Raw genomic sequence first — 18,250 nt, 5'->3', positions numbered from 1 at the left:
AATTGGCTTATTTTGCTTTTAGTATATAATTATCTCCATCTTTTAACAACTCGTATTTATAATTCTTATCTAAAGATATAACAACTCTATAAAATTTACCATGAGCTCCAAAAGTTGCATTTTTGAAAATTCCGCAACTAATGTCTAAAATCTTTGTTTTAAAACTAGCTTTTTTTCTTGAAAAATCTATAGCTATTTTGTTTTGACCATCGACTTTAAAATCATTTATTAAAGTGTCATTTGTTACAAATTTTATGCTATTTGTATGAACATCAAGTCTTATTAAATTCTTAAAAGTGATAGTTTTTAGCGGAACTATGATATTTGGAATGATAGAATTTGATATATTTCTCTCATTTGAGATTTCGGTTTTTATATTATTACTTGTTATTTGCTCATCTACCTTTTTACCATTATTAGAACTTTTTGTTACAGATATATCTAAAACTGGTGTTGTAGATGGTTCTGGGGCTTTAACAACGCTTAAAGATAAATCATCTTTCCAGTTTATAGACGAGTTTATATCTACTGTTTTTTCTTTAATGCCGCCATCAACACTTTTATAATAAATCACCACACGATCTATCGCTCTTGCATCATTAGGTAGATTAAAAATTTTTCTATCAAATGGTTTTGCATTTAAATTTACATTAGTAGTTACCAAAGTAGAATTTGCCTCATTACTAGGCAAAAATGGATTTTCCCTAGCATAAATAATAGAAACAATAAAAGCACAAATTAATAAAATCTTTCTCATTTACAACCCTAATTAATGATTAGGCTCTAGGCCAATAAGTTCAAAATATTCTTTTTGGAGCACAGCATTTTCTTGCTTAAGATACTCTAACTCTTTTTTCAAAGACTCTTGTTTGTTTTGTATAAAAATAAGTGTTTCTAAAGATCTTTTTCCAAAAAACATATTTCCAACATAAACTCCAAGTCCAACTACTATAACAATAACCAAAATATACTTAAAAAGTTTTCTTACAAAATGTACTACAACCGACTCTTTTGGGTTATAGTTATCAAGAATTTCACTCAAATACCATTTCCTAAGAATTCATCTGTTTTGTTTTCTATCTCTAAAAGCCTATTATACTTTGCATTTCTTTCACTTCTAGATGTTGCACCTGTTTTAATCTGACCCGTATTTAATCCAACCGCAAAATCAGCTATAAAGCTATCTTCGCTTTCGCCACTTCTATGGCTCATTATGGTTTTATAACCATTTCTTTTTGCAAGTCGAACTGTTTGCATTGTCTGAGATACGGTTCCAATTTGATTCGGTTTTATTAAGATAGCATTTCCAACGCCCCTTGTAATACCATCTCTTAAAATTTTCTCGTTTGTTACAAAAAGATCATCTCCAACAAGCTGAACCTTAGAACCTAATCTTTGAGTAAATTTTTTCCATCCGTCCCAATCATCTTCACTTAACCCATCTTCTATAGAACAAATTGGATATTTTTCACACAAACTTTCATAATAATTTATCATATCATCGCTGCTAAATTCTTTGCCTTCCATGACATAAGATCCGTCTTTATAAAACTCGCTTGATGCCACATCTAAGGCTAATTTTATATCGCTTCCTGCTTTGTATCCACTTTTTTCTATAGCTTGTAAAATAATTTTTATAGGAGCTTCATTGTTTTCTAAATTTGGAGCAAAACCACCCTCATCACCAACTGCGGTGCTATGACCAGCTTCATCTAAAATCTTTTTTAAGTTATGATAAATTTCAACACTAGCTCTTAATGCATCACTAAATTTATCAAATCCATATGGCATTATCATAAATTCTTGAAAATCAACACTATTATTAGCATGCTCTCCACCATTTATGATATTAAACATAGGAACTGGAAGTATGCTAGCATTAATACCACCAATATATCTAAAAAGTGGAACATTGAGTGTTTTTGCAGCTGCTCTTGCTACAGCCATAGATACGCCTAAAACTGCATTTGCTCCTAAATTTGAATAATTTGGAGTTGCATCTAAATTTTGCATAATCGTATCTATATTTTTTTGCTCAAAAACACTTTTACCAACAACTGCATTTAATATAATCTCATTTACATTTTGAACAGCTTTTAAAACGCCTTTACCACAATATCTATAATCTTTATCTCTTAGCTCTAAAGCTTCTCTTTTTCCCGTACTTGCACCACTTGGCACAATAGCACTTTCTATAACACCATTATCTAAATAAACAGTCGCTTTTACAGTTGGATTTCCTCTACTATCAAGAACTTCAGTTGCTTTTATATTTGTTATTGTAGCCATTATTCATCTCCATCAATATTTTTTTCATCTTCATCATAACCAGATAACAAGCCACCAATAGAATTTTTTAACTTATCAATTATCTCTGAGGCTACTTCTGGATGTTCTTTTAAGTAAGCTTTTGAATTTTCTCTACCTTGACCTAGCTTTGTATCTTTATAACTAAACCACGCACCGCTTTTATCGATAATATCAAGCTTTACACCATAGTCTATTATCTCGCCTTCTTTGCTAATCCCTTCCCCATACATTACATCAAATTCAGCAGTTTTAAAAGGAGGTGCAACCTTATTTTTAACAACTTTAATCTTAGTTCTATTGCCTATTGGCTGATCATTTTGCTTTAAAGTTGCAATTTTTCTGACATCAAGACGAACTGATGCATAAAATTTAAGTGCATTTCCTCCAGTTGTGGTCTCAGGATTACCATAATTCATACCACCAATTTTCATACGAATTTGGTTTATAAATATGATAGTTGTATTCATTTTATGAACGACACCTGTTAATTTTCTTAAAGCTTGCGACATAAGCCTTGCTTGCAAACCAACATGGGCGTCTCCCATATCACCGTCTATCTCTGTTTTTGGAGTAAGTGCAGCTACTGAGTCAACAACTATAAGATCAACTGCACCACTTCTTGAAAGAGTTTCGACTATATCAAGAGCTTGCTCGCCAAAATCTGGCTGAGATACAAAAAGATTATCTGTATCTACGCCAAGATTATGAGCATATTTTACATCAAGTGCATGCTCTGCATCTACAAAAGCGCAAATTCCACCATTTTTTTGAGCTTCTGCTATTATATGTAAGGCAAGTGTAGTTTTACCAGAACTTTCTGGTCCATAAATTTCTATAATTCTACCCTTTGGAATTCCGCCAATTCCAAGAGCTATATCAAGACCAATAGATCCAGTAGAAATAGAATCAATCGGCTCTACTTGTTTATCGCCAAGTCTGATAATAGTGCCTTTGCCAAAGGCTTTATCAATCTGTTTTAGCGCCATATCAAGAGTTTTTTTCTTGTTTTCATCCATTATTATTACACCTTCAAAATTTTCTATTATTTTATCTAAAATGATTTAAAAATTAACTTTGATAAAAAATAAATTTATATAAACATTTAAAATATATTTTAGTATAATCTAGTTTTTATTTAAAAATAAGGGAAAATTTATGCTTTTAACAAATCCTGTTTTGATAAGTGTTTGTCTTATGTATATCTTGTGTCTATTTAGATTTAATATACTTTTAGCAATTTTGCTCTCTGGTATAGTAGCTGGTATTATGAGTGGATTTAATCTTATACATACTATGGAAATTTTGATAAATGGCATGCAAGGAAATTTAGAAACTGCACTTAGTTATATACTTCTTGGTGCAGTTGCTGCAGCAATTTCAGGCACAAATTTGACAGCAATTTTAATCCACAAAATTAGCTCTATTTTAAGTAGCAAAAAAATTATATTTGTTTTAACCATAGCTTTCATAGCTTGTTTTTCGCAAAATCTAATACCTGTGCATATTGCATTTATTCCTGTATTGATACCGCCATTACTAAACATTATGAATAAACTAAAAATAGATAGAAGAGCTGTTGCTTGTGCTTTAACCTTTGGTCTTCAAGCACCATATGTAAGCCTTGGGGTTGGTTTTGGACTTTTATTTTATAATATATTAAAAAAAGAACTTGCAAATAACTCTGTAATAGTAAGCATAGCAGATATACAAAGCATTATGTGGATAGGTGGAGCTGCAATGTTTTGCGGATTAATATGTGCGGTTTTATTTTATAGAAAATCAAGACAATATGTAAATTTAGAAAAATCCATGGATGAAAATTTCACCTTACATATGGGCAAAAAAGAGTGGGTTGTTTTAATAGGAGCAGCTGTAACTTTCGGTATTCAAATTTATACAAGTTCTATACCACTTGGCGGACTTCTTGGACTTTTATTTATGATAGTTTTTGGCGGAATTGACTACAATAAAGTTCAAGAAGTTATGGATAATGGTATGTCTATGATGGCTTATATAGCTTTTATAATGCTAGTTGCTGCTGGATTTGGTGCAGTACTTAGAGAAAGTGGCGGCATAAATGAACTTATAAGCGTAGCAAGTGCTTTATCTGGCGGTAAATTTGGTGGGGCTTTGCTTATGCTTCTTATTGGACTTCTTGTTACAATGGGTATTGGCACAAGCTTTGGAACAATCCCTATAATAGCGGCAATTTATGTGCCTTTATGCATAAATTTAGGCTTTAGCGTAAGTGCAACAATACTTCTTATAGGCATTGCTGCTGCTATTGGTGATGCTGGAAGTCCTGCTAGTGATAGCACACTTGGACCAACATCTGGACTAAACGCGGACGGGCAACACGATCACATATATGATACATGTGTTCCTACATTTATATTTTTTAATATACCAATGATAATTTTTGCTCTTATTTTTTCTATGATTATATAAAACAAAAAAGCATACATCTTTTTTAAGATATATGCTTTTATAAAATTATTTTAAAAGTATGTAATAAATAACATAAAGCCAACTTAAAAATCCGTGTATTATAGCCCACAATATACTATGATTTGCCGACCATGAAAGAGCAACTGCTATAACCGTTCCTAATGAAAATCCGCCTATTCCTAATGATCTTCCCATAAATAATCCTTTGAAAATATTTTTATCTATTTTTTACTATAAAATAGTAAATCACATAAAACCAGCTAAAAAACCCATGCACTATAGCCCAAAGTATACTCTTGTTTGCAGACCATGATAGTGCAACTGCTATAACCGTTCCTAATGAAAATCCGCCTATTCCTAATGATCTTCCCATAAATAATCCTTTGAAAATATTTTTATCTATTTTTTACTATAAAATAGTAAATCACATAAAACCAGCTAAAAAACCCATGCACTATAGCCCAAAGTATACTCTTGTTTGCAGACCATGATAGTGCAACTGCTATAACCGTTCCTAATGAAAATCCGCCTATTCCTGCTGCTTCCATTTGTCACCTTTCTTTTTAGGATAAAAATTATAAATAGCCAAATTATATATTTTAATTTACAATATTTTTTTCATGCACATGAAAATCATAATATATACCAATATTCTTATCTTTTGTAAAATTTAAAAATAGTTTATGATAATTTTTAACTTCGGTTACATTTGAGTCGCTATTGTATATAAAATAAGTATTTTTTGTAGTATTCTCATCTATTTTCAAAATTTTAGATGTTCTCTTTTTTATGTCTATACTTTTTTCATCTTCATCTTTATCTGTCTTTAAAATACTTTTTGTTAAATTAAAATCATCTTTTAAATTCATATTTGCACAAAAATGATATCTACCGTCTGATTTTACTCTTACTAAAAGATTTTTTATAGTAATTTTATCTTCTTCATTAGTAAGATTATATGTGCAAGCTTCATTATAACTATAAAAGCAATTAGGTAAATTTAAGATAGGTTTTGGAACAAATTCTTTTTTTATTGTAAAATCATCCTTATAATTTGCTAATTTTACTCCTCTAACAAAATTAGGACTTATTAGACATATTGTAAAAAAAATGAAAATACTAGATAATGAAATAATTAATTTATTTAAAGGTTCTTTTGATAAATTAATTATTTTTAATAAAAATAATATAAACATTGAAATGACAAGAACAGATAAATTTATATTGTTATAATTTAAATAAACAGCATATAGTATAAAAAAATCAAAATAAACCGTAATAATAAAATACAAAATTATATTAGGAAATTTATTTGTTGACTTGGATATAAAAAATACTAAGCAAAAAATTAATAATATTACAACATATACTATTAATATAATATTGAAATTATTAAGTATGTATTCAGAAATAGACTGTATAAAATAAAAATCAGGTGCAAATGGGGTCATTATTATCGCAAAAAATATAACCCAAGAAATTGAAGCTAAAAACTTAATAATATTATTTATTTTTTTATTATCTATATTAATTAAAATATTAAAAGACAATTGATTCTGAAATACAAAACCTACATATATGAGCGTACCAATCAATAAGCCAATAGTAGATATAAAAAATAAAGTTGGTATTGCAGAATCTATAGAAATATCAGGAATCAAACCTATTTTAAAAAAATAAGGACAACAAAACAAAGCCCCGATAAATAACATAATATAAAAAGACAAAACCAAATTCTTAAGACACCATTTTCTAACAATAAAAACAAAATTATAAATAGAATTTTTAGAATGCTCCCCAATAAAGTTTGACATTTTTATATTATTTGAATAAATACTCGCTCTATTTTCATAAATTTCATTTACATCACTTTTCACATTTTAAATATTCATTATATAATTTATTTTTATATTTTTGATCACTTGAATGTATATAATTTTCTATTATTTTTTTCTCGGAATTTAGAATACCTATAATATTTACTATAGATATTCTAAAGTTGTGTAAATTATCTTCATTGTATAATACATTTATTCCATTATTTTGTATTTCTTCTAAATTATCTTTGCAATCAAGAATTTTGTTTTTTATATTCTCAGAGATATCGTCTGAATTTATAAAATCATCTAATAACTTTAAAATTTTAGCTATATTCCCATTGCACTTATCATATTTTTTTAAAAAATTATAATTTATTAATACGGGTTCTACTATAGCTTCTATTTTCTTATCAATAATACTTTTATAGTTAGTTATATCTATTTTATTTAGCTCATTAATCTCATCATTAACTCTTTTTAAATCATTAAGCGTTAATTTTTCCCAAAGCAAATTAATCCTTTAAATTTATTTATAAATTTAAGCTTCCAAAATAGCTCCATTACTAGCATTTGTTACTAACTTTTGGTATTGTCTTAACCATCTGCTTTTAACTTCTTTACCCTCATATTTCCACTCACTTTTGCGTTTTTGTAGTTCTTCAACGCTTAAATTTACATTTATAGAGTAGTTATCAACATCAATTTGTATTATATCACCATCTCTTAAAAGTCCTATTGTTCCGCCCTCAGCAGCTTCTGGACTAACATGACCTATGCAAAGTCCACGCGTAGCACCGCTAAATCTACCATCTGTTATAAGCGCAACATCAGCACCAAGTCCTCTTCCTACTATGAGACTTGTTGGACTTAACATCTCTTGCATTCCAGGTCCGCCTTTTGGTCCTTCATAGCGTATAACAACAACATCGCCTTTTTTGATTTTACCGCTACTAATGCCATTAATTGCTTCATCTTGTGAATTAAAACAAACAGCTTTTCCGCTAAATTTACGCTCTCCTATAATTCCTGCTGTTTTTATAACACAGCCTTTTTCAGCTAAATTTCCAAATAAAATAGCGAGTCCTCCAACTTTAGAGTAAGCATTTTCTGCTTTATGTATAATTTTTTCATCTAAAATCTGAGCATCACTTATGCGTTCTTGCAATGTTTCGCCACTTATAGTTAGATTATCAAGGTCTAAAAAAGGATTATTTTGCATAGAAATTTCTTTCATAATAGCGTTCATTCCACCTGCACTATGGATATCTTCCATATGCACACTTGGTAAACTTGGTGCGACTTTGGCAATGTGTTGTGTATTTTTACTAATCTCATTTATATCTTTGATATTAAGTGCACACCCAGCTTCTCTAGAAATGGCAAGCATATGAAGTATGGTATTTGAGCTTCCACCCATCGCCATATCTATAACCATCGCATTTTTGATAGATTTTTTGTTTAAAATATTTCGTATTTTAAATCTCTCATTTGTTGCGATTTCACAAATCCTTTTAGCTGCTTTCCTTATAAGCTCTTCACGCTCTTTAGTAAGTGCAAGTATGGTTCCATTGCCACTAAGAGCTATACCCATAGCCTCACAAAGCGTATTCATAGAATTTGCCGTAAACATACCACTGCAACTTCCACCACTAGGACAAGATTTGCATTCTATCTCATAAAGTTCATCTTTGCTTATTTTATTTGTCTCATAAGCACCAACACCTTCAAAAGCTGAGTTTAAATCAAGGGCATTGCCTTTACTATCATGCCCTGCTTTCATTGGTCCGCCACTTACAAAAATAGTTGGCACATTTACCCTTAAAGCACCCATTATCATTCCAGGGACAATTTTATCGCAGTTTGGTATACATATCATTGCATCAAGCTTGTGAGCATTCATAACTGTTTCTATGGAATTTGCTATGATTTCACGACTTGGAAGCGAGTAAAGCATACCATCATGTCCCATAGCTATGCCATCATCAACGCCAATTGTGTTAAACTCAAAAGGCACACAACCATTTTTACGAATTTCATCTTTTATAATCTGGGAGTATTTGTTTAAGAAAAAATGTCCTGGAATTATCTCTATAAAACTATTTGCAACCCCAATAAACGGCTTGTTAAAATCATCATCTTTTAATCCAGTTGCCCTTAGCAAACTTCTGTGTGGAACTTTGATATAGCCTTTTTTTATCTCATCACTTCTCATAAATTCTCCTAAATTTATAAATCTTTTTTATATTCTTTATAAATGCAATCTTCAAAAATAAACTTATGTTCATCAGGAATTGCATCAAACAAGGCATTTGCTAAATTTCTAATCTCCCAAAGAGCTGATTTTGAACTTCTAAGTGAGATAAAGTTTTGCAAACTTCTAGCATTTACACTCCAACTAAGCTCAGTTTTATAGCATTCTGGAAGTGCAAATTTAGCTATATCTAAGCTAATGTTTTTCCCAAGCAACAAACGCATATTTTCTAAAGCTTTTATACTAGCTTTATCAACCATCTCATTTCCAGTTAAAACTATATATCTACTGGCATTTTGGAAGTCATTTTCTTTAAATTCACTCTCATTTTTTAACTCTTTTAATGTATAACGAGTGGATTTTACACTAAGACTTGCCATTCTATGGCGTGCAAGCTCTTGTAAGCAAGCCCTTGAAATTCCTTTTATATAAAAATTATAATACAAATGTTCAAGTGTTGAAGCATGCTTAAATTTATTGCCAACCCTATCTATAAGCTCTTTATCCTTATCGCCGCCATTATCTCCCTTATCAAAACTTTGCCAACAAGTCCTTATGGCATTTGAACATACCCAAAGAGGTGTAAAATTTAAAAGTTTAACATTCATAATATTTTCCATAATGATTGAAATTCAAACTATAACTTTATCACAAATTTACTTTATTTTACATAGATTATTAAATTTAAGTTTATTTTATTATAATTTTATACAATTTGTTTTGATTTTTTAAAAGGATAAAAATGATTTTTGGAAAAATTGATTATCTAAATTTACTACCTTTTCATGTATTTTTAAAACGCTCAAATCTACAAAATTCCTTTAAAAAAAGCATTGAATTTAAAAAAGATGTTCCAAGTAAACTAAACAGAGCTCTTTATAGAAAAAAGATTGATTCTGCGGTTATTTCAAGCATAGAAAGTAGAAGAAAAAAATATAAAAAACTAGATATGGGAATCATTGCTAAAAAACAAGTTATAAGTGTTTTAGTGCGTAAAAACTCAAACTTTTTGCTAGATCCTGCTTCAATGACATCAAATATGCTAAGCAAAGTTTTAGGTTTAAAGGGCGAAGTTATCATAGGCGATAATGCCCTAAAAGCTTATCTAAAAGATGGAAAAGAAAGCTTTTATGATATGGGCGAAATTTGGAATAAAAGAATGAATTTACCATTTGTATTTGCTAGATTTTGTTATACCAAAAACGGAAAGTTGTATAGAAATTTAGTTAAAAAATTCCTATCACAAAAGATAAAAATCCCTCAATACATACTGAAAAATTACTCTAAAAGCAGAGCGATTTCATCAAATGATATAAAGTGGTATTTAAATTACATAACATATAAAATAAATAAAAAAGAAAAAATAGCCCTAAAGATATTTTTACAAAAAGCAAGAATAATGAATTTCAATCCAAATCAAAATGTAAAATAAAGAGTTATTTTTATAAATTTTTATAACAAAAATATCAAATCTAATGCTTTTATGATTTTTAAAAAATTTAAAACAATAAAATTTAGAATAATCCTAGTTACTTTTAAAATATATCAAAATAGATATGAAAACTATAATTATAAAGATTAAAGAAAAAATCGATTTTGAAGATGGTTTTAACGGCAAAATATCATAGATGAAACTTATAAATTCTAAAATGCTCTAAAAATGATAGCTTTGAGATCACAAAAAGAAATTATAGAAATTGTTTTAGCAAGTATCGCACATATAGACTAAACTCAAAAGGAATACAATAAAAATGCCTCACAAAAAATAAAGTTGTGAATATCTACTTGATAATAGTGGCAAAAAAGATAATAACTATTATATTAGAAAAATTTCAAGCTACGATATGCTACAAAAAGCTTGTGGTTTAAAATTTAAATTTTATATACTATGTTAAAAACTTTATAGTTTTAAATTGACAAGCTATAAATTTGTACTATATAATTAAATAAAATTATAAAAATATTATAAAAATTTTATTAATATTTAAACTATGCTGGCAATGATTTTTGCTATAATTTTTCTTAAGCTGTCATAATAATGTAAAAAGATAGCGATAAAAATTTGAACTAATTCAAAATAAACAAAGGAGTATCATGGGATCTACAGAATATGTTAATAGAGTGTTGAAAAACATTAAAAAAATTTCACCTCGCCAACCAGTATTTTATCAAGCCGCAACTGAGGTTTTAAACAACCTTAAACCACTTTTTGATCGCGAAAGTAAGTATCAAAAACATGCTATTTTAGAGCGTATTATAATGCCTGAAAAAACTACTATTTTTAGAACTGTATATATCAACGATGCTGGAAAAGCCTGTGTTCATTTTGGATATAGAGTTGAGTTTAACTCAGCCATAGGACCATATAAAGGTGGACTTAGATTTCACCCTACTGTAAATTTAGATGTTTTAAAATTTTTAGGATTTGAGCAGATTTTTAAAAACTCACTAACTGGCTTAAATATAGGTGGTGCAAAAGGTGGTGCAAACTTTGATCCTAAAGGCAAAAGCGATGGAGAGATTATGAGATTTTGTCAATCTTTTATGAATGAACTTGCAAAGCTAATAGGTGATGTCAAAGATGTTCCAGCTGGAGATATAGGCGTTGGTGGGCGAGAAATAGGCTATATGTATGGTCAATACAAAAAACTAACAAGCAGATTTGATGGTGCATTAACAGGCAAAGGACTTAGCTGGGGAGGAAGCTTAGCAAGAACAGAAGCTACTGGATATGGCTGTGTATATTTTGCAGATGAAATGCTAAAAACAAAAAAACAAGAGCTAAAAGACAAAAAATGTGTAGTAAGTGGTGCTGGAAATGTCGCTATTTACACAGTTGAAAAACTATATCAATATGGTGCATTACCTCTAACAGTAAGCGATTCTACCGGATATGTATATGATAAAGATGGCATAGATTTAGATTTACTTAAAAAACTAAAAGAAGTTGATAGAGTTAGTTTAAAAGAGTATGTTAAAGAGAAAAAACAAGCGAAATTTGTACCTGTTTCGGATTATAAAGCTGGTAGAAACGGAGTTTGGGATATACCTTGCTATGCTGCGTTTCCAAGCGCAACACAAAATGAGTTAAATTTAGAAGACGCAAAAACTCTTTATAATAACGGATGTCGTTTAGTATGCGAGGGAGCAAATATGCCTAGCAATCTAGAGGCTATAGAGTTTTTCCTAAGCAAAAAAGACTTTTGTTTTGGTCCAGGTAAAGCAGCAAATGCTGGCGGTGTTGCCACAAGTGCTCTTGAAATGGCTCAAAATGCTAGTATGTCAAGCTGGAGCTTTGAAGAAGTTGATAACAAACTAAAAAATATTATGAAACACATATTTGATATCAGTTATGAGACATCAAAAGAGTTTAATGAGCCTGGAAATATAGTTCTTGGAGCAAATATAGCTGGATTTAGAAAAGTTGCAGATGCAATGATTGATCAAGGTTATGTGTAATAGATATTTGGCTAGGATTATAACTAGCCAAATGCATTATTTATAAAATATCACACTACCCATATTTTAGGGTAATATTAAATACCACAATAAAAACCACATATTATTTATATGCTATCAAAATGTTTCTAGGAATTAATAAAATTCATATTATTAAATATTTAAGGAGATTTCTATGAAAAAATATGTTTTACTCAGCTTTGCACTTACTAGTTTTTGCTTTGGCTTAGAGTTTAGTTCGTTTGAATCTAATTTGGAATTAATAAGAAATTTGATTTTCCGTTTCATCCAAGCATAGGCTATGGAAGCGGTGCATTTCATAAAGATAGTGATGATAAAATGTAATTTATGCCATAACTGACAGAGGAATAAATATTGATTGCAAAGAAACAAAAAATATTTTAAAAGATGAGTTTTGCAAAAAAGGCAAAGTTTTTCCTTATCCAGAATTTACACCAAGTATTTATAAACTTAAAATAAAAGATGATGGCATAGAAATTTTAGAAACAATTACATTAAAAACAAGTAACGGTAAAAATATAAGCGGCGTGTCAAATCCACAACAGAAAAAGCTACTCAATGGATAAAAAAGAATTAGCTTATGATGTAAATGGCATAGATAGCAAAGCTTTGGCTATCTCTAATGATGAGTACAGATGAATATGGTCCAAGTATTTGTTACTGATTTAAATTGTATCATTAAAGAAAGATGGGTCCCAAAAGGCGTTGCTAAAAATTTAGATGAAGCTGATTATAAAGTAGTAGAAAACTTTCCACAAAAACTCAGACAAAGGCAACTAAATAGGGGCTTTAAAGCCATTTCTTTAAGTAAAGATGACAAATTTGCTTATACTATTTTACAAAGTCCATTTATGTCATAGATAGAAGTAGCAGAGAAGTTTTACAAACTTTAAACTATCCACTTGATGATGTTAATAGCTTTAAACTTGATAGCAAAAAGAAAAAAGAAAGCAAATGATGTAAAAGTAAGCGAAATGGCTACTTTACCAAATGGTGATTTGGTAGTATTAAAGCGAGTTAGTAAAACAACTAAATTTTATAAAATAAATCCTAAAAATCTGCAAAACAACACTCTTAAAAAAACTTATTTTTAGCACAGATGATTATAAAGGTTTTCCAAGCAAAATTGAAAGTATAGCTGTGATTAATGAAAACGAGTGGATTTTGATAAATGATAATAATTTTGGCATTACAGGCGATAAAACAAAAATCATAAAAGTTAAATTTTAACTCAAAAACCCTTAAATTTGGGCTTTAAGTTTAGATAAATTTATTTTTTTGAAACCAAGATAGTGCATAAAAGTATCAAAAATACGCCAATATAATCTAGTAAAACAAACTTTACACCAAACCAAAAATACGAAAAAATCATAGCTGAAATTGGCTCAATAGAAGCTATCATACTTGCTTTTGTTGGACCTATTATATCAACTCCTCTCATATAAAACGAAAAAGCTAAAATAGTTCCAAAAAATATAACCCCACAAACTCCCAAAAAGCTGTAAATATCAGTTATTTGCAAAACTTTATATGAGTTACTTGCAACAAAAAATATAATTCCACTAATGAGTAATCCCCAAGAAAGCGTTATCAAAGTTCCATATTTTTTATTTATATTTATTGGACTTATACTATATATAACAACACAAAGTGCAGATATCATGCCTATTGTAAAAGGATATATATCTATTATTAATTTATCTAAATTTCCATGTGTTGCGATAAGAAAAAGCCCTATACTAGCACAAATTAGTGCAAAAAATTCTTTTATACTTGGAAGTTTTTTATACCATAAACACGCTAAAATCATTATCATTGCAGGTGCGGTGTATTGAAGTATGGTAGCTATGGCTACATTTGAATGTTTTATGGTCTCATAATATGTATATTGACACAACATCAAGCCAAAAAACGAATAAATCATAAGTTGAAATAAAGAGCTTTTGTTTGTAAAAATTTTAAAAATATCTCTTTTTTGCTTGATTATCATCAAAACAAAAAGACAAATTCCAGCACCAAGCAGTCTTACTCCTGTTAGCCAAACTGGATCTACATTTTTATACATAAAAAGATACTGACCACAAGCCCCAGAAAATCCCCAAAATATTCCGCCAAAAAAAGCGTAAAAAACGCCACTAATATATAAATTTTGCATCCAAAAATTATACCCAAATTTATAAAATATCTATGTAATTAACAGCTTATTAATGTTTTTTTTGATATCATAAATTTATAATTTTAATAAGCAAATAAAGGTAGATTTTGAACCTAAATATCATAAAAAAAATTATTAATAACGAAGCAACTGGTGGCATTTTGATAATAATAGCTACAATTTTAGCTCTAATTTTTCAAAATACAATTTTATCAAGTTTTTATAGTGATTTTTTAAGATTAAAATCTGGCATCGTAATAGGTGATTATAAGATAATAAAACCTATAATTTTATGGGTAAATGATGGATTGATGGCGATTTTTTTCTTCTACATTGGGCTTGAGGTTAAAAGAGAAATTTTAGTTGGAGAACTTAGCACTCCATCAAAAGTTGCACTTCCAGTAATTGGCGGAATCGGTGGCGTTATAATTCCTGCTATGATATTTATTTTACTAAATTTAGGCGATAGTTTTGCCATAAAAGGCTGGGCGATACCAATAGTTAGCGACACAGCATTTGCTATAGGTATTTTGCTACTTTTAAAATCAAAATTTCCACCAGCATTAAAGACTTTTTTGCTACTTCTTGCCATTATAGATGATGTTATTGCTGTTGTTATAATTGCGGTTTTTTACACTTCAGAGCTTTCTACTTTGGCACTTGTGTTAGCAACTATAACAACTTGTTTTCTTGCGTATTTTAACTTTAAAAGAGCAAATTCGCCACTTCCTTATATCATACTTGGGTTATTATTATGGTTATTTTTCTTAGAATCAGGTGTTCACTCTACAGTAGCTGGCGTAATTACAGCTTTTTTTATACCGCTACAAACCAAAAATAAAACTATGCTTTTAAATAAAATAGAACACACATTGCATCCTTGGGTTACATTTTTTATCATGCCTATATTTGCATTTGTAAATGCTGGAATTGCACTAAATTTAGAAGCATTTAAATCACTCTTACACCCTGTTCCAATAGGTATAATAATTGGTCTTTTAGTAGGAAAACCTCTTGGAATTTTTGTATTTAGCTATGCGGCTATAAAATTTAAAATTACAAATTTACCAAAAGATACAAATTATGGTCAGTTTTTTGGACTTTGTGTATTAACAGCAATTGGTGCAAGTATGAGTCTTTTTATCTCATCAATCGCCTACGAACATAGCGATATATACAATTATGCAGATAAATTAGCCATATTAATAGCATCGTTTATAGCTGCTATTGCTGGTTACTTGATAATAAAAGCAAATGCCACAAAAGAGATGTATAATTGATAGATATAAATAGCGTAAAAATAGAAAAAAGTTGGAAAAATGTCTTAAAAGATGAGTTTTTATCTCCGTATTTTGAGCAATTAAAACTAAAGCTAATCGATGCTAAAAAGCGTGGTGAAGTATACCCGCCAGGCTCACTTATGTTTAATGCTTTTAACTTAACCCCATTTGATGATGTTTTGGTTGTAATACTAGGGCAAGATCCTTATCATGGAAAAAATCAAGCTATGGGGCTAAGTTTTTCTGTACCAAATGGCATAAAGATTCCACCATCTTTACAAAACATATATAAAGAAATTTACAGCGACTTGAACATAAAAGAACCAAATAGTGGCGATTTAACATACTGGGCAAAGCAAGGTGTTTTATTATTAAATACAACTTTAAGCGTTCAAGCAAACATGGCAAACTCACATAGTTCTTTTGGTTGGCAACGATTTAGCGATGCTGTGATAAAGCAAATAAGTGCTAAAAAGAAAAATGTTGTTTTTATGCTGTGGGGAAATTTTGCAAAAGCAAAATCATCTCTCATAAATGAAAACGAACATCTTATCTTAACAGCGGCTCATCCAAGCCCTTTGGCTGGTGGGAAATTTTTTGGTTGTAAGCATTTTTCAAAAGCAAATAGTTACCTTTTAAGTCACTCAAAAAAAGCAATTGACTGGGATTTAAATAACTACAAAGACATACATTAATGGCATTTGCACTTGAATTTCGCCCAAAAACACTTGATGAAATTTGCGGACAAGAAAAGATTGTAGAAATTTTTAAAAAATTTTTAAACAATGAAAAAATACCCCACTCTATATTTTATGGCGTTGCGGGTTGCGGAAAAACCAGTTTTGCAAGAGTTATAGCAAATGAGATGCATTATGAATTTTATGAATTTGATGGTGGAAATTTAAAAATAGAAACATTTAGAACTATTTTAAAAAATCATCAAAACTCGCTTACTAAGCCACTTTTTTTCATAGATGAAATTCATCGCTTAAGTCGCACACAACAAGAAGCCCTGTTAATACCAATGGAAAGCTATCTTGCCTTAATCATTGGAGCAAGCACAGAAAATCCTTTTTTTACACTAAGTTCTGGCATTCGCAGTCGCTCCATGTTATTTGAGTTTAAAACATTAACAAGCTTAAATTTAGAAAAATTACTACAAAGAATAAAAGAAAAAGTAAAATTTAATATAAACAAAGAAGCAAAAGACTATCTTATAAAAAGTAGTGGCGGAGATGCAAGGTCTATGCTAAATTTACTTGAGTTTGGGCTTGAAATTTCAAACGACATAGAGCTACACACACTAAAAACATTAAGAGCAAATGCGATAAATGAAGGAGTTAGTAGCGATGATACGCACTACGAATTAGCAAGTGCTTTCATAAAAAGCATTAGAGGAAGCGATGTAGATGCATCACTTTACTACTTAGCAAGACTTATAAATAGTGGCGAGAGTGCCGATTTTATCGCTAGACGCTTAGCAATACTTGCAAGTGAAGATATAGGAAATGCAAATCCAAATGCACTAAATATAGCTTCATCAACTCTAAATATAGTAAAAAATATAGGTTTTCCAGAAGCTAGAATTCCACTAGCACAATGTGTGGTGTATCTAGCAAGTTCGCCAAAATCAAACTCAAGTTACACAGCGATAAATAAAGCATTGGATTATGTTAAAAACAATAAAGCCATGAAAATTCCAAAATACCTTATCAATACAAATCCAAATATAAAAAACTATCTATATCCACATGATTTCGGTGGTTGGGTAGAACAAAAATACACAGAAAAAATAGTTAAATTTTATACTTCTAGTGGGATAGGCTTTGAAAAAACACTAGATGAATGGATTAAAAAAATGAAACAAAATTCATAATATTTAAAATAAATAATAGAGCTATTTTTTAAATTTCACAAATAAAAACTAAAATGAATTTTGTGCTAAAACTATATATTTAGCACAAAATTTAAATTTATTTCTTCTTTTTAGGTCTAAAAACTTTCATTTTATTTTCATCGGTTTGTATATATGAGCCGCCTATCAAATCAATGCAGTAAGGAATGGCTGGAAATACTGGCTCTAGACACTCTTTTATAGATTTTGGATTGCCAGGTAAATTTATAATAAAGCTATTTCCTCTTATGCCAGCTGTTTGACGCGACAAAATTGCAGTTGGGACATATTTTAAACTTTCCATTCTCATTAATTCGCCAAATCCTGGCATCATTTTTTCACAAACCGCTTCAGTTGCTTCAGGAGTTACATCTCTTTTTGCTGGTCCTGTTCCGCCAGTTGTGATTATCAAATCTGCTTTAAATTCATCACTTAATGATATTAAATTTTGTTTTATAAGCTCAAAATCATCTGATATAACTCTATAATCAAATTTCATTTGGCTAACTATCCACTCCTCTAAAAGCTCTTTTATAGCCTTTCCAGATAAATCCTCATAAATGCCCTCACTTGCTCTATCGCTCATAGTTAAAATGCCTATTTTTATCATAC

Annotated in this window: 21 protein-coding genes; 8 read left to right on the top strand and 13 right to left on the bottom strand. The window is 29.7% G+C overall.

Annotation, left to right across the window (positions count from 1 at the left end; all coding sequences use genetic code 11):
* Positions 1-7 precede the first annotated feature (7 nt).
* The 4 genes from CSPB_RS01225 to recA are packed head-to-tail and all read right to left on the bottom strand — an operon-like array spanning position 8 to position 3,326.
* Positions 8-757 (bottom strand): AMIN domain-containing protein, encoded by a 750-nt coding sequence (locus CSPB_RS01225; RefSeq protein ID WP_089192836.1) that lies wholly within the window; start codon positions 755-757, stop codon positions 8-10.
* A gap of 12 nt (positions 758-769) precedes the next feature.
* Positions 770-1,042, bottom strand: a complete 273-nt coding sequence (locus tag CSPB_RS01220) for a hypothetical protein (protein ID WP_089192835.1) — start codon at positions 1,040-1,042, stop codon at positions 770-772.
* A complete protein-coding gene (gene eno / locus CSPB_RS01215) occupies positions 1,039-2,289 on the bottom strand; it encodes a phosphopyruvate hydratase (RefSeq protein ID WP_033916942.1) in 1,251 nt (416 codons plus the stop codon). Before eno ends, CSPB_RS01220 begins: the two co-directional genes overlap by 4 nt.
* Positions 2,289-3,326 carry a recombinase RecA gene (recA, locus tag CSPB_RS01210; RefSeq protein ID WP_033916943.1) on the bottom strand — a complete coding sequence of 346 codons (1,038 nt, stop codon included), beginning with the start codon at positions 3,324-3,326 and terminating at the stop codon, positions 2,289-2,291. Before recA ends, eno begins: the two co-directional genes overlap by 1 nt.
* A gap of 139 nt (positions 3,327-3,465) precedes the next feature.
* On the opposite strand from recA, the gene CSPB_RS01205 reads away from it, so the two are divergent.
* Positions 3,466-4,758 carry a Na+/H+ antiporter NhaC family protein gene (locus CSPB_RS01205; RefSeq protein ID WP_033916944.1) on the top strand — a complete coding sequence of 431 codons (1,293 nt, stop codon included), beginning with the start codon at positions 3,466-3,468 and terminating at the stop codon, positions 4,756-4,758.
* 45 nt (positions 4,759-4,803) lie between these two features.
* Here CSPB_RS01205 and CSPB_RS08645 read toward each other — a convergent pair whose 3' ends face one another.
* The 7 genes from CSPB_RS08645 to thyX form a co-directional block, all read right to left on the bottom strand.
* Complete coding sequence (locus CSPB_RS08645) at positions 4,804-4,953, bottom strand: hypothetical protein (RefSeq protein ID WP_193625335.1); 150 nt, start codon at positions 4,951-4,953, stop codon at positions 4,804-4,806.
* A gap of 22 nt (positions 4,954-4,975) precedes the next feature.
* Complete coding sequence (locus CSPB_RS08640) at positions 4,976-5,131, bottom strand: hypothetical protein (RefSeq protein WP_201260247.1); 156 nt, start codon at positions 5,129-5,131, stop codon at positions 4,976-4,978.
* A gap of 22 nt (positions 5,132-5,153) precedes the next feature.
* Positions 5,154-5,306, bottom strand: coding sequence for a hypothetical protein (locus tag CSPB_RS08635; protein ID WP_193625334.1), 153 nt, complete (start codon positions 5,304-5,306; stop codon positions 5,154-5,156).
* Positions 5,307-5,357: 51 nt separating this feature from the next.
* Complete coding sequence (locus CSPB_RS08510; RefSeq protein WP_151899132.1) at positions 5,358-5,954, bottom strand: hypothetical protein; 597 nt, start codon at positions 5,952-5,954, stop codon at positions 5,358-5,360.
* Between the two features lie 670 nt (positions 5,955-6,624).
* Positions 6,625-7,089 (bottom strand): hypothetical protein, encoded by a 465-nt coding sequence (locus CSPB_RS01195; protein WP_089192833.1) that lies wholly within the window; start codon positions 7,087-7,089, stop codon positions 6,625-6,627.
* A 27-nt stretch (positions 7,090-7,116) separates the two neighbouring features.
* On the bottom strand, positions 7,117-8,790 hold the full coding sequence (gene ilvD, locus CSPB_RS01190; RefSeq protein ID WP_089192832.1) for a dihydroxy-acid dehydratase: 1,674 nt from the start codon (positions 8,788-8,790) through the stop codon (positions 7,117-7,119).
* 14 nt (positions 8,791-8,804) lie between these two features.
* Entirely contained in the window at positions 8,805-9,437 is a 633-nt protein-coding gene (thyX, locus tag CSPB_RS01185; RefSeq protein ID WP_089192831.1) for an FAD-dependent thymidylate synthase, read from the bottom strand.
* 134 nt (positions 9,438-9,571) lie between these two features.
* Between thyX and CSPB_RS01180 the strand changes: the two genes are divergently transcribed.
* The 4 genes from CSPB_RS01180 (at position 9,572) to CSPB_RS08570 (ending at position 13,403) form a co-directional block, all read left to right on the top strand.
* The gene (locus CSPB_RS01180; protein WP_033916948.1) at positions 9,572-10,261 is read left to right on the top strand and encodes an MqnA/MqnD/SBP family protein; all 690 of its coding nucleotides are present in this window, start codon (positions 9,572-9,574) and stop codon (positions 10,259-10,261) included.
* Positions 10,262-10,923: 662 nt separating this feature from the next.
* A complete protein-coding gene (gdhA, locus tag CSPB_RS01175) occupies positions 10,924-12,288 on the top strand; it encodes an NADP-specific glutamate dehydrogenase (RefSeq protein ID WP_033916949.1) in 1,365 nt (454 codons plus the stop codon).
* 656 nt (positions 12,289-12,944) lie between these two features.
* A complete protein-coding gene (locus tag CSPB_RS01170; RefSeq protein WP_033916950.1) occupies positions 12,945-13,169 on the top strand; it encodes a hypothetical protein in 225 nt (74 codons plus the stop codon).
* A 66-nt stretch (positions 13,170-13,235) separates the two neighbouring features.
* Complete coding sequence (locus CSPB_RS08570) at positions 13,236-13,403, top strand: hypothetical protein (RefSeq protein ID WP_161492172.1); 168 nt, start codon at positions 13,236-13,238, stop codon at positions 13,401-13,403.
* A 176-nt stretch (positions 13,404-13,579) separates the two neighbouring features.
* On the opposite strand, the gene CSPB_RS01160 is transcribed toward CSPB_RS08570, so the two are convergent.
* A complete protein-coding gene (locus CSPB_RS01160) occupies positions 13,580-14,464 on the bottom strand; it encodes a DMT family transporter (RefSeq protein ID WP_089192829.1) in 885 nt (294 codons plus the stop codon).
* A 107-nt stretch (positions 14,465-14,571) separates the two neighbouring features.
* On the opposite strand from CSPB_RS01160, the gene nhaA reads away from it, so the two are divergent.
* From nhaA to CSPB_RS01145, 3 genes are read left to right on the top strand one after another with little or no spacing between them, the layout of a single operon-like run.
* Complete coding sequence (gene nhaA, locus CSPB_RS01155) at positions 14,572-15,744, top strand: Na+/H+ antiporter NhaA (RefSeq protein WP_193625333.1); 1,173 nt, start codon at positions 14,572-14,574, stop codon at positions 15,742-15,744.
* On the top strand, positions 15,741-16,439 hold the full coding sequence (gene ung / locus CSPB_RS01150) for a uracil-DNA glycosylase (RefSeq protein ID WP_089192828.1): 699 nt from the start codon (positions 15,741-15,743) through the stop codon (positions 16,437-16,439). Before nhaA ends, ung begins: the two co-directional genes overlap by 4 nt.
* Positions 16,439-17,620, top strand: a complete 1,182-nt coding sequence (locus CSPB_RS01145; protein WP_089192827.1) for a replication-associated recombination protein A — start codon at positions 16,439-16,441, stop codon at positions 17,618-17,620. Before ung ends, CSPB_RS01145 begins: the two co-directional genes overlap by 1 nt.
* 97 nt (positions 17,621-17,717) lie before the next feature.
* Here CSPB_RS01145 and mog read toward each other — a convergent pair whose 3' ends face one another.
* On the bottom strand, positions 17,718-18,248 hold the full coding sequence (gene mog, locus CSPB_RS01140) for a molybdopterin adenylyltransferase (protein ID WP_089192826.1): 531 nt from the start codon (positions 18,246-18,248) through the stop codon (positions 17,718-17,720).
* Positions 18,249-18,250: the final 2 nt, after the last annotated feature.

Source organism: Campylobacter sputorum, assembly GCF_002220775.1.
GTDB lineage: Bacteria > Campylobacterota > Campylobacteria > Campylobacterales > Campylobacteraceae > Campylobacter_F > Campylobacter_F bovis.
Note: the sequence above shows the minus strand (reverse complement) of the source record. Positions and strands in the feature narration are given on the sequence as shown.

Excerpts from the sequence above, each read along its gene's own strand:
- eno (WP_033916942.1), bottom strand. The coding sequence starts at position 2,289 with ATGGCTACAATAACAAATATAAAAGCAACTGAAGTTCTTGATAGTAGA.
- CSPB_RS08510 (WP_151899132.1), bottom strand. The coding sequence starts at position 5,954 with ATGTTTATATTATTTTTATTAAAAATAATTAATTTATCAAAAGAACCT.
- thyX (WP_089192831.1), bottom strand. The coding sequence starts at position 9,437 with ATGAATGTTAAACTTTTAAATTTTACACCTCTTTGGGTATGTTCAAAT.
- gdhA (WP_033916949.1), top strand. The coding sequence starts at position 10,924 with ATGGGATCTACAGAATATGTTAATAGAGTGTTGAAAAACATTAAAAAA.
- recA (WP_033916943.1), bottom strand. The coding sequence starts at position 3,326 with ATGGATGAAAACAAGAAAAAAACTCTTGATATGGCGCTAAAACAGATT.
- CSPB_RS01205 (WP_033916944.1), top strand. The coding sequence starts at position 3,466 with ATGCTTTTAACAAATCCTGTTTTGATAAGTGTTTGTCTTATGTATATC.
- CSPB_RS01160 (WP_089192829.1), bottom strand. The coding sequence starts at position 14,464 with ATGCAAAATTTATATATTAGTGGCGTTTTTTACGCTTTTTTTGGCGGA.
- CSPB_RS08635 (WP_193625334.1), bottom strand. The coding sequence starts at position 5,306 with ATGGAAGCAGCAGGAATAGGCGGATTTTCATTAGGAACGGTTATAGCA.
- CSPB_RS08640 (WP_201260247.1), bottom strand. The coding sequence starts at position 5,131 with ATGGGAAGATCATTAGGAATAGGCGGATTTTCATTAGGAACGGTTATA.
- ilvD (WP_089192832.1), bottom strand. The coding sequence starts at position 8,790 with ATGAGAAGTGATGAGATAAAAAAAGGCTATATCAAAGTTCCACACAGA.
- CSPB_RS01180 (WP_033916948.1), top strand. The coding sequence starts at position 9,572 with ATGATTTTTGGAAAAATTGATTATCTAAATTTACTACCTTTTCATGTA.
- mog (WP_089192826.1), bottom strand. The coding sequence starts at position 18,248 with ATGATAAAAATAGGCATTTTAACTATGAGCGATAGAGCAAGTGAGGGC.
- CSPB_RS01170 (WP_033916950.1), top strand. The coding sequence starts at position 12,945 with ATGAATATGGTCCAAGTATTTGTTACTGATTTAAATTGTATCATTAAA.
- CSPB_RS08645 (WP_193625335.1), bottom strand. The coding sequence starts at position 4,953 with ATGGGAAGATCATTAGGAATAGGCGGATTTTCATTAGGAACGGTTATA.
- CSPB_RS01145 (WP_089192827.1), top strand. The coding sequence starts at position 16,439 with ATGGCATTTGCACTTGAATTTCGCCCAAAAACACTTGATGAAATTTGC.
- CSPB_RS01225 (WP_089192836.1), bottom strand. The coding sequence starts at position 757 with ATGAGAAAGATTTTATTAATTTGTGCTTTTATTGTTTCTATTATTTAT.